A 12016-nucleotide genomic window follows, 5' to 3' on the forward strand; every position below is an offset into this window, starting at 1 on the left:
TGCTGCCAAAAGTGGTGACGTGTTTTACGTGTGAATTTATGGCACAACATAGCATTACGTTTTTACGCCATCCCGTACAGGTCTTCTATGCCCGCCGTACCGTTTCCTTTTTACACCTTCTCTATTCTGATAATTTTGCTGCTGAAGGTCTGCCTGCAACGCACATCGGGATACCGCAGCGCGGCAATATTTATTAGCGGCTGTGCGCTGTTGGTGTTCATGTCTGCGCTACGCTGGCAGTTCGATGCCGCTATTCTGCGTCAGCTTCAGTCGATTGTTGCCATTGCGCTGCCGCCGTTGGCGTGGCGCTGCTTTGCACGTCTGACCACGCAAAACAGGCTGCAAAAAAACCCCCGCTACCTGATTGCTCCCCTGATCGCGTTGCTGCTCAACCTCGTCGCCCCAATGATGACGGATGCCATACTGATGCTGCTGTTCATTGGCTACGGCGGCGCATTGATTAGAACCGCGCGACAAGGGGCCGATGCCTTTATCTTCACCCGTTTACAGGATGCCGGACCCGCCTCATTAATGACGTTTATTGCTGGCTGTTTTCTCTGTTTTTCCGGTCTGACTGATTTAGTTATCGCCGTAGATTATGGCGTTTATCAAGGGCAACAAGCACCGCAGTTGGTGGCACTTTCCCAGGCGATTTTGCTGCCCTTTATCTGTCTGGCCATCGTCTACAGTTGGGAAAAAGTACCGCCTGTTCCCCCCCACATCGCAGAACCTGTCGAGGAAGATCGCCCTTGTGATGAGGAGGCCGAACATCTCTGCCAGCGTATCGAAGCACGCATTAATGAAGAAAAGTGGTTTCTGCAAACCGATCTCACACTCAATGCACTGGCGCGAAAACTGGGCATCCCTGCGCGGCAAATCTCACAAGCCGTCAACCAGGTGCGCGGCTGCAACGTATCACAATGGATCAACCGCTTTCGCATCCATTATGCTCAGCGCTTACTGCGGGAGAGCCCGGCCCCGGTCACGGATATCATGCTGGACGCCGGGTTTGCGACGAAATCCAATTTCAACCGTGAGTTCACCCGTATTAGTGGGATGACGCCAACGGATTACCGGCGCGCGGCGGTTGGTAATCCAGGGCCTGATTCAGAAAGGAGCTGATCTCTTTGAGCAGGTGGAGGTGAATCGCGTTACGGCTGAGCGTACCGCCATCTTCGCAGACAATCCCCTCACCAGGTGCTTCTTGCTCAATCAGCGCTGCCGCCCCTGGTTTACACATCTGCATAAAACTAAAGTGCGTCGCGCCTTCAACGCGGCGATAGCGCTGGCGGTCAGCAGGAATATACGTAGCCAGATACCCCGATTCCAGGCTGGCGGGCAGGGCGTCGCTATCCGCCTGCGCAGCCATAATCAAAACGGGAACCGTTATCTGCCGGAGGCTATCCGGACGGAAACCCCGCGCCAGCCCAAGATCCAGCGAAACCACTGCTTTAATGCGGGATTCACGTGCATCCGCCACCAGCTTGCTGGCAGCCAGAGGCTGGTCGATCCCCAGTTTTGCTGTCAATTTACACCCCGACAGGATCGGATGTTGCTGACAATCCGTGATAAAGCGCTGCGCATCAAAACGGGCTCCCGCCAGTTCCAGCACCGTCCAGCCCCCGAGCGAATGCCCTATCGCCGCAATACGTCGGCTATCCACCCGCCCGGCAAGAGCGGGAGTGGCGATCACCTTATTCATTACGTGCAGCAGATCCTGCGGGCGTAGCCACAGTTGCTGAGCATCCTGCGGATGCTGGTTACGTGTAGTCGTGCCGGGATGATCAACTGCGGCCACAATGTACCCTTGCAAGGCCATCCGTTGCGCCAGCCAGTTAAGGTTACGCCAGTTGCCACCATAGCCATGAGAGATCAGCAAAAGAGGATGCTCGCCCGATGTGGGTTCGGCATCGCGCAGTGCTCGTGTGCCGCTGAACGCGATATTGTCCCCTATCGTTTGTAATGCACCATGTTGCAGAGTGGGATACCAGAGCGCAACCTCAAGGGGACGGGAACTCTCCTCATCCATACGCAACTGGCGAAAAGCAGTTTCGCTCCAGGCAGCACTGCTGAGCATAACCGTAAGAAACAGAACAAAAAGGCGTGACATATTGAGTACCAGGTTAATTAACACGGGCCTATTCTGGTCACACATGCCTGCGGTATGCGTCCTGGAACGCGATCGAGAACTCTTTTAACGGCGTTTTCATGAAATGCAGACATAAAAAAACCCGCCGAAGCGGGTTTTTTATTACAGGAACGATTACTCGTTGTCTGAGCCACCCAGACCTGCGTTCAGCAGTTCTGCCAGGCTCGCGCTTGCATCTTCCGCAGTTACCTGCGGTGCTGCCGGCAGTTCGCCAGCGGCGCGACGGCGCATACGATCCTGGTGGTACGCATAACCAGTACCGGCCGGGATCAGACGACCCACGATCACGTTCTCTTTCAGACCGCGCAGTTCGTCGCGTTTGCCCGCAACGGCTGCTTCGGTAAGCACACGCGTGGTCTCCTGGAACGATGCCGCGGAGATGAAGGACTCGGTAGCCAGAGACGCTTTGGTGATACCCAGCAGATCGCGTGCATACGTTGCACCGATTTTGCCGTTCGCTTCCAGTTCGCGGTTAGCGATCTTAACGCGAGAGTATTCAACCTGCTCACCTTCGAGGAACTCGGAGCTGCCCGCGTTCACGATGGTGGCTTTACGCAGCATCTGACGAACGATAACTTCGATATGCTTATCGTTGATCTTAACGCCCTGCAGACGGTAAACGTCCTGTACTTCGTTGGTGATATAACGCGTTACCGCGTGTACACCACGAAGACGCAGAATGTCGTGCGGCGCTTCCGGACCGTCGGAAACCACGTCACCACGTTCTACACGTTCACCTTCAAACACGTTGAGCTGACGCCATTTCGGAATCATCTCTTCGTACGGCTCGCTACCGTCAACCGGCGTGATCACCAGACGGCGTTTACCTTTGGTCTCTTTACCGAAGGAAATAATACCGCTGATTTCAGCCAGAATTGCCGGCTCTTTCGGACGACGTGCTTCGAACAGGTCCGCAACGCGCGGCAGACCACCGGTAATATCCTTGGTACCGCCGGATTCCTGCGGAATACGCGCCAGGGTGTCACCAGAGCTGATCTGAACGCCATCTTCCAACTGAACGATCGCTTTACCTGGCAGGAAGTACTGCGCCGGCATGTCGGTGCCCGGAATCAGAACATCATTGCCGTTAGCGTCAACGATTTTCAGCGCCGGACGCAGGTCTTTACCACCAGAGGTACGCTCTGCGGAGTCCAGAACCACCAGTGAAGACAGACCGGTCAGTTCGTCGGTCTGACGTGTAATGGTCTGGCCGTCGATCATGTCAGTGAAGCGGATGAAACCAGCCACTTCAGTGATAACCGGCATGGTATGCGGATCCCAGTTTGCAACGGTTTCACCGCCGGCAACCTGCTCACCATCACCTTTCGCCATCACGGAGCCGTAAGGCACTTTGTAGCTTTCTTTGGTACGACCAAATTCGTCGATCAATTTCAGCTCAGTGTTACGGGAGGTGATAACCAGTTTACCGCTGGAGTTAACAACCGTCTTCGCGTTGCTCAGGCGGATGCTACCTTTGTTTTTCACCTGGATGCTGGATTCAGCAGCCGCACGAGATGCCGCACCACCGATGTGGAACGTACGCATCGTCAGCTGTGTACCCGGCTCACCGATGGACTGCGCCGCGATAACGCCGATTGCTTCACCTTTGTTGATGATGTGGCCACGCGCCAGGTCACGACCGTAGCAGTGTGCACATACACCAAAGTCGGTGTCACAAGATACAACGGAACGCACTTTAACGGAGTCGACGGAGTTCGCTTCCAGCAGGTCACACCACTGCTCGTGCAGCAGCGTGTTGCGCGGAACCAGAATGTCTGCCGTACCCGGTTTCAGAATGTCTTCAGCTGTCACACGACCCAGAACGCGATCGCGCAGCGGCTCTTTAACGTCGCCACCTTCGATAACCGGCGTCATGGTGATACCTTCGAGGGTGCCACAATCGTCTTCGGTTACAACCAGGTCCTGCGCAACGTCTACCAGACGACGAGTCAGGTAACCGGAGTTCGCGGTTTTCAGTGCGGTATCCGCCAGACCTTTACGCGCACCGTGTGTGGAGATGAAGTACTGGAGTACGTTCAGACCTTCACGGAAGTTCGCGGTGATCGGCGTTTCGATGATGGAGCCATCCGGCTTCGCCATCAAACCACGCATACCAGCAAGCTGACGAATCTGGGCTGCAGAACCACGCGCACCGGAGTCGGCCATCATGTAGATGCTGTTAAAGGAAACCTGCTGCTCTTCAACACCGTCACGGTTAATCACGGTTTCAGTCTGCAGGTTGTCCATCATCGCTTTGGATACGCGATCGTTCGCCGCAGCCCAAATATCGATGACTTTGTTATAGCGTTCGCCAGCAGTTACCAGACCAGACTGGAACTGCTCCTGGATCTCAGCAACTTCAGCTTCCGCTTCGCTGATGATCTCGTGTTTTTTCGCCGGGATGACCATGTCATCGATACCAACGGATGCACCTGAACGCGCTGCATAAGCAAAGCCGGTGTACATCGTCTGGTCAGCAAAAATAACGGTCGGTTTCAGGCCCAGAATGCGGTAACAGGTGTTCAGCATTTTGGAGATGGCTTTCTTGCCCAGCGCCTGGTTGACGATGGAGAAAGGCAGACCTTTCGGCACGATCATCCACAGAATCGCACGACCAACGGTCGTGTCTTTCAGGCTGGTTTTCGCAACGAATTCGCCGTTAGCATCTTTTTCGTATTCAGTGATACGCACTTTAACGCGCGCATGCAGAGAGGCCAGGCCAGCGCGATAGATACGCTCAGCTTCTTTCGGGCCAGTCAGCACCATGCCTTCGCCTTTGGCGTTAACACAGTCACGGGTCATGTAGTACAGACCCAGTACAACGTCCTGAGACGGAACGATGATAGGTTCGCCGTTCGCCGGAGACAGAATGTTGTTGGTGGACATCATCAGCGCACGCGCTTCCAACTGGGCTTCCAGCGTCAGCGGTACGTGAACAGCCATCTGGTCACCATCGAAGTCGGCGTTATATGCTGCACAAACCAGCGGGTGCAGCTGAATAGCTTTACCTTCGATCAGAACCGGTTCAAACGCCTGAATACCCAAACGGTGCAGGGTTGGTGCACGGTTCAGCAGTACCGGGTGTTCGCGGATAACTTCATCCAGGATATCCCAAACGACAGCTTCTTCACGCTCAACCATTTTCTTCGCGGCTTTGATGGTGGTGGCGAGGCCACGCAGTTCCAGCTTGCCGTAAATGAACGGTTTGAACAGCTCCAGCGCCATTTTCTTCGGCAGACCGCACTGATGCAGACGCAGGTACGGACCTACGGTGATAACAGAACGACCGGAGTAGTCAACACGCTTACCGAGCAGGTTCTGACGGAAACGACCCTGTTTACCTTTGATCATATCGGCCAAAGATTTCAGAGGACGTTTGTTGGAACCGGTGATCGCACGACCGCGGCGGCCGTTATCCAGCAGGGCGTCAACCGCTTCCTGCAGCATACGTTTTTCGTTGCGTACGATGATGTCCGGCGCCGCCAGATCCAACAGGCGTTTCAGACGGTTGTTACGGTTGATCACGCGACGGTACAGATCGTTCAGATCCGACGTTGCGAAACGACCACCGTCCAGCGGAACCAGCGGACGCAGGTCCGGCGGCAGCACTGGCAGAACAGTCAGGATCATCCACTCCGGTTTGTTACCAGACTGTACGAACGCTTCCAGCAGTTTGATACGCTTGGTCAGCTTCTTACGTTTGGTTTCGGAGTTAGTTTCGTTCAGCTCTTCGCGCAGTTGTTCGCATTCCTGCTCCAGATCCATGCTTTTCAGCAGGGCCTGAATAGCTTCGGCGCCCATTTTCGCGTCGAATTCGTCACCGAACTCTTCCAGCGCGTCCAGGTACTGTTCTTCGGTCAGGATCTGGTTACGTTCCAGATTGGTCATACCGCCTTCGATAACCACATAGGATTCGAAGTACAGAACGCGCTCGATATCACGCAGCGGCATATCCAGCAGCAAACCGATACGGGACGGCAGAGATTTCAGGAACCAAATGTGGGCGGTCGGAGACGCCAGCTCGATGTGGCCCATGCGCTCACGGCGCACTTTAGTCTGGGTCACTTCAACGCCGCACTTCTCACAGATCACACCACGGTGTTTCAAGCGCTTGTACTTACCGCACAGGCACTCGTAGTCTTTTACTGGCCCGAAAATACGCGCACAGAAAAGGCCGTCACGCTCAGGCTTGAACGTACGGTAGTTGATGGTTTCCGGCTTCTTAACTTCACCAAAAGACCATGAACGGATCATGTCTGGCGAGGCCAGAGCAATTTTGATCGCATCAAACTCTTCGGTTTTAGTTTGCGCTTTCAGAAACTTTAATAAGTCTTTCACGGATTTGCTCCCGTCGGAGTTAGCACATTCCGCTGCCGGGTTTTACCCCGGCAGCAGTGACCTGTTTGAGCGAGAATTACTCGTCTTCCAGTTCGATGTTGATACCCAGCGAACGAATCTCTTTCAACAGTACGTTGAAGGACTCTGGCATACCCGGTTCCATCTGATGGTTGCCGTCCACGATGTTTTTATACATCTTGGTACGACCGTTCACGTCATCAGACTTAACGGTAAGCATTTCTTGCAGGGTGTATGCTGCGCCGTAAGCTTCCAGCGCCCACACTTCCATCTCCCCGAAGCGCTGACCACCGAACTGCGCCTTACCACCCAGCGGCTGCTGAGTAACCAGGCTGTAAGAACCGGTGGAACGCGCATGCATCTTGTCATCAACCAGGTGGTTCAGTTTCAGCATGTACATGTAGCCGACGGTAACCTGGCGCTCGAATTGCTCACCGGTACGACCGTCGAACAGTGTGATCTGACCGGAAGTCGGCAGGCCACCCAACTGTAACAGTTCCTTGATTTCAGACTCTTTCGCACCGTCGAAGACCGGCGTTGCGATCGGCATGCCTTTACGCAGGTTTTCTGCCAGACGCAGAACCTCATCATCGCTGAAGGTGTTCAGGTCAACTTTCTGGCGAACGTCAGCGCCCAGATCGTAGGCACGCTGGATGAATTCGCGCAGTTTGGCGACTTCTTGCTGCTGCTTCAGCATGGCGTTGATCTTATCGCCAATACCTTTAGCAGCCATACCCAGGTGAGTTTCCAGGATCTGACCGATGTTCATACGAGACGGTACGCCCAGCGGGTTCAGTACGATATCTACCGGCGTGCCGTTTTCATCGTAAGGCATATCTTCGATCGGGTTGATCTTGGAGATAACACCTTTGTTACCGTGACGACCTGCCATTTTATCACCCGGCTGGATCTGACGTTTAACGGCCAGATACACCTTAACAATCTTCAGCACGCCCGGTGCCAGATCGTCGCCCTGAGTGATTTTGCGGCGTTTCGCTTCAAGTTTTTTCTCGAACTCGTGTTTCAGTTCGTCATACTGCTCAGCCAGTTGTTCCAGCTGATTTTGTTTCTCTTCGTCGGTCAGGCCCAGTTCCAACCAGCGGTCGCGCGGCAGTTTGTCGAGCTTATCAGCTTCAACACCGCCGGAAACCAGCACGCTGTGGATACGGCTAAACAGGCCAGCTTCGAGGATCTGCAGTTCTTCAGACAGGTCTTTTTTGGCCTGCTTAAGCTGCATTTCTTCGATTTCCAGCGCACGTTTGTCTTTTTCCACGCCATCACGGGTAAAGACCTGAACGTCGATAACAGTACCGGAGACACCGTTTGGTACGCGCAGAGAAGAGTCTTTAACGTCAGACGCTTTCTCGCCGAAGATCGCGCGCAGCAGTTTCTCTTCTGGCGTCAGTTGGGTTTCACCTTTCGGCGTTACCTTACCAACCAGAATGTCGCCGCCGGTCACTTCCGCACCGATGTAAACGATACCTGATTCATCCAGTTTGGAGAGCGCAGCTTCACCCACATTCGGGATGTCGGCAGTGATCTCTTCCGGCCCCAGTTTGGTGTCACGGGACACGCAAGCCAGTTCCTGGATGTGAATAGTTGTAAAGCGATCTTCCTGGACCACACGCTCGGAGACGAGGATGGAGTCTTCGAAGTTGTAACCGTTCCACGGCATGAACGCTACGCGCATGTTCTGACCGAGCGCCAGTTCACCGAGGTCGGTGGACGGACCGTCAGCCAGCACGTCGCCGCGCTCAATTGGCTCACCCAGAGAGACACACGGCATCTGGTTGATACAGGTGTTCTGGTTAGAACGGGTGTATTTGGTCAGGTTGTAGATGTCGATACCCGCTTCGCCCGGGTACATCTCGTCTTCGTTAACTTTGATAACGATACGGGACGCATCCACGTACTGAACGGTACCGCCACGTTTAGCAACGGCGGTAACACCGGAGTCAACGGCAACAGCACGTTCCATACCGGTACCAACCAGCGGCTTATCAGAGCGCAGAGTCGGAACCGCCTGACGTTGCATGTTCGCACCCATCAATGCACGGTTGGCGTCATCGTGTTCCAGGAACGGGATCAGGGATGCACCGACGGAAACCACCTGCTGGGTGGAAACGTCCATATAGTCAACCTGGTCTGCGCTGAACAGGCTCGATTCGCCTTTACTACGGCAGGTAACCAGATCTTCTGCGAAACGACCTTCTTCCGTCAGGTTGGTGTTCGCCTGAGCGATAACGTAGTTACCTTCTTCAATTGCAGAAAGGTAATGAATCTCGTCAGTTACAACACCGTCGGTCACTTTACGATACGGGGTTTCGAGGAAACCGTATTCGTTAGTCTGCGCGTACACGGACAGGGAGTTGATCAGACCGATGTTCGGACCTTCAGGCGTTTCGATAGGACATACACGACCATAGTGAGTTGGGTGTACGTCTCGAACTTCAAAGCCTGCGCGTTCGCGGGTCAGACCACCTGGGCCGAGTGCAGAGATACGACGTTTGTGCGTGATCTCAGACAGCGGGTTGTTCTGGTCCATAAACTGAGACAGTTGGCTGGAACCAAAGAACTCTTTCACTGCAGCGGAGATCGGCTTGGCGTTGATCATATCCTGCGGCATCAGGGTATCCAGATCGCCGAGAGACAGACGCTCTTTCACCGCACGTTCTACACGCACCAGGCCAACGCGGAACTGGTTTTCCGCCATTTCGCCCACGGAACGGATACGACGGTTGCCGAGATGGTCGATATCATCCACTTCACCGATACCATTACGGATACCGATGAGTTTTTTCATCACTTCGATGATGTCGTCGTTGCTCAGGATACCGGAACCTTCAATGCTGTCGCGCAGCAGAGAACGGTTGAACTTCATGCGACCGACGGCAGACAGATCGTAGCGGTCTTCAGAGAAGAACAGGTTCTCAAACAGGCTTTCAGCCGCTTCGCGCGTCGGCGGTTCACCCGGGCGCATCATGCGGTAGATTTCTACCAGCGCGCTCAGACGATCGTTGGTCGGGTCGACACGTACAGTTTCAGAAATGTACGGACCGTGGTCCAGATCGTTGGTGAACAGGGTTTCGATACGTTTATGACCAGACTGGCTCAGTTTTGCCAGCAGATCGAGCGACAGCTCCATGTTCGCCGGGCAAATCAGCTCGCCAGTGGATTCATCAATGTAATCTTTCGCAGCAACTTTGCCTGCGATGTATTCAACCGGTACTTCAATATGCTGAATCTCGTCTTTTTCCAACTGACGGATATGGCGCGCGGTGATGCGGCGGCCTTTTTCAACATACATTTTGCCGTTCGCTTCAATGTCGAAAGAAGCAGTTTCGCCACGCAGGCGTTCCGGCACCAGTTCCATCTGCAGCTTGTTGTCACGAATCTCAAAGACAACTTTTTCAAAGAACAGATCGAGAATCTGTTCAGTGGTGTAGTTCAGCGCACGCAGAATGATAGTGGCCGGCAGCTTACGACGGCGGTCGATACGAACGAACAGGTTGTCTTTCGGATCGAACTCAAAGTCCAGCCATGACCCACGGTAAGGAATGATACGTGCGTTATAAAGCACCTTACCAGATGAGTGGGTTTTACCCTTATCGCTGTCAAAGAAGACACCAGGGCTACGGTGCAGCTGAGAAACAATAACGCGTTCAGTACCGTTGATAACAAAGGTACCGTTGTCGGTCATGAGCGGGATTTCGCCCATGTACACTTCTTGCTCTTTGATGTCTTTAACAGTGCCTTCCGGCGCTTCGCGCTCGTAGATCACCAGACGCAGTTTTACGCGCAGCGGAGCAGAGTATGTTACGCCACGGATCTGACATTCTTTAACATCAAAAACAGGTTCGCCAAGACGGTAGCTGACGTATTGCAGTTCCGAATTGCCGCTGTAGCTTTTAATCGGGAACACGGAGCGGAAAGCCGCTTCCAGACCGTACTGCCCTTCAGGATCTTGCTCGATAAACTTCTGGAACGAGTCAAGCTGGATAGAAAGGAGATATGGGACATCCAGAACTTGTGGACGTTTACCAAAATCCTTACGAATACGTTTTTTCTCGGTATAGGAGTAAACCATAGGGTTCCTCAGCTCGCTGACAAGTCGACCCACTCTGTCCGTCGGTAGGACAGTTTATGCAACACTATTTTGTTGGACCGGAAAGTGGAGCACTTTCCGCAATGCTTGTTGCTATCACGCTTAAATCATTTCATTGCGGTTTACACAGAAGATCTCTTCTGCCGCAGTATATTAAGTCGTCGATAGAAACAAGCATTGTAAAGGTTACTGGCAGTCAAACAGTGTGAAACGCTGCCGGCACCTTACAGCGCAAAAAGGCTGGTGACCAAAAAGTCACCAGCCATCAGCCTGATTTCTCAGGCTGCAACCGGAAGGGTTGGCTTATTTAACTTCAACTTCAGCGCCAGCTTCTTCCAGAGATTTTTTCAGAGCTTCAGCGTCATCTTTGCTCACGCCTTCTTTCAGAGCGGCCGGAGCAGATTCTACCAGGTCTTTAGCTTCTTTCAGACCCAGGCCAGTTGCGCCACGTACTGCTTTGATAACAGCAACTTTGTTAGCGCCAGCGGCTTTCAGAATTACGTCGAACTCAGTTTTTTCTTCAGCAGCTTCAGCAGCCGGGCCAGCAGCAACAGCTACAGCGGCAGCAGCAGAAACACCGAATTTTTCTTCCATTGCAGAGATCAGTTCTACAACGTCCATTACGGACATAGCGGCAACTGCTTCAATGATTTGATCTTTAGTGATAGACATTTAAATTGTTCCTGAATATCAGAATAAGTTTATACGTAAGCGAATGCGTTACAAAGAATACTGCGATTAAGCAGCTTCTTTCGCATCGCGTACAGCAGCCAGAGTACGAACCAGTTTGCCAGCAGAGGCTTCTTTCATGGTTGCCATCAGGCGTGCAATTGCTTCTTCGTAGGTCGGCAGGGTTGCCAGGCGATCGATCTGCGACGCCGGGATCAACTCACCTTCAAAGGCAGCGGCTTTGACCTCAAATTTTGCATTCGCTTTCGCGAACTCTTTGAACAGACGAGCAGCTGCGCCCGGGTGTTCCATAGAGTATGCAATCAGGGTCGGACCAACGAACGCGTCTTTCAGGCACTCAAAAGCAGTACCTTCAACAGCACGGCGCAGCAGGGTGTTACGAACAACACGCATGTAAACGCCAGCTTCGCGACCTGCTTTACGCAGTTCGGTCATTTTATCTACGGTAACGCCACGGGAATCCGCAACAACCGCAGACAGCGCGCCTTTGGCTACTTCGCTGACTTCAGCAACAATCGCTTGTTTGTCTTGAAGATTTAAAGCCATTAGCTTTGCTCCTGGATGTTTGCCAGGGCTCATGCCCTGGAACTCACTTCACTCTTCTCAAAGAAAAGAGCGTCTTAATACGGTGAGCAGAAACAAGCCAAAGAGTACTTAAAAAATATTCTTCAGGTTCTGTCACCGTCTACGCAGGGAATTAAGCTTCTAACGAAACA

General features: G+C 53.2%; 6 protein-coding genes. 1 reads left to right on the forward strand and 5 read right to left on the reverse strand.

Annotated features, from left to right (window positions below; all coding sequences use genetic code 11):
- Positions 1 to 87: 87 nt before the first annotated feature.
- A complete protein-coding gene (locus O9K67_RS23305; protein WP_061499009.1) occupies positions 88 to 1122 on the forward strand; it encodes a helix-turn-helix domain-containing protein in 1035 nt (344 codons plus the stop codon).
- On the opposite strand, the gene O9K67_RS23310 is transcribed toward O9K67_RS23305, so the two are convergent.
- From O9K67_RS23310 to rplJ, 5 genes are all read right to left on the reverse strand, one after another.
- Entirely contained in the window at positions 1049 to 2110 is a 1062-nt protein-coding gene (locus O9K67_RS23310) for an alpha/beta hydrolase family protein (protein ID WP_061499011.1), read from the reverse strand. The genes O9K67_RS23305 and O9K67_RS23310 overlap by 74 nt on opposite strands.
- A gap of 153 nt (positions 2111 to 2263) precedes the next feature.
- A complete protein-coding gene (gene rpoC / locus O9K67_RS23315; protein WP_061499014.1) occupies positions 2264 to 6487 on the reverse strand; it encodes a DNA-directed RNA polymerase subunit beta' in 4224 nt (1407 codons plus the stop codon).
- Positions 6488 to 6563: 76 nt separating this feature from the next.
- Entirely contained in the window at positions 6564 to 10592 is a 4029-nt protein-coding gene (gene rpoB, locus O9K67_RS23320) for a DNA-directed RNA polymerase subunit beta (RefSeq protein WP_061499017.1), read from the reverse strand.
- A 321-nt stretch (positions 10593 to 10913) separates the two neighbouring features.
- On the reverse strand, positions 10914 to 11282 hold the full coding sequence (rplL, locus tag O9K67_RS23325; protein WP_035890291.1) for a 50S ribosomal protein L7/L12: 369 nt from the start codon (positions 11280 to 11282) through the stop codon (positions 10914 to 10916).
- A gap of 66 nt (positions 11283 to 11348) precedes the next feature.
- Complete coding sequence (rplJ, locus tag O9K67_RS23330; protein WP_038865708.1) at positions 11349 to 11846, reverse strand: 50S ribosomal protein L10; 498 nt, start codon at positions 11844 to 11846, stop codon at positions 11349 to 11351.
- Positions 11847 to 12016 lie beyond the last annotated feature (170 nt).

The sequence above is a fragment of the Kosakonia oryzendophytica genome, assembly GCF_027886705.1.
Taxonomy (GTDB): domain Bacteria; phylum Pseudomonadota; class Gammaproteobacteria; order Enterobacterales; family Enterobacteriaceae; genus Kosakonia; species Kosakonia oryzendophytica.

Bases quoted from the DNA above. Each gene is read 5' to 3' on its own strand.
- rplJ (WP_038865708.1), bottom strand. From the start codon at position 11,846: ATGGCTTTAAATCTTCAAGACAAACAAGCGATTGTTGCTGAAGTCAGC.
- rpoB (WP_061499017.1), bottom strand. From the start codon at position 10,592: ATGGTTTACTCCTATACCGAGAAAAAACGTATTCGTAAGGATTTTGGT.
- O9K67_RS23310 (WP_061499011.1), bottom strand. From the start codon at position 2,110: ATGTCACGCCTTTTTGTTCTGTTTCTTACGGTTATGCTCAGCAGTGCT.
- rplL (WP_035890291.1), bottom strand. From the start codon at position 11,282: ATGTCTATCACTAAAGATCAAATCATTGAAGCAGTTGCCGCTATGTCC.
- O9K67_RS23305 (WP_061499009.1), top strand. From the start codon at position 88: ATGCCCGCCGTACCGTTTCCTTTTTACACCTTCTCTATTCTGATAATT.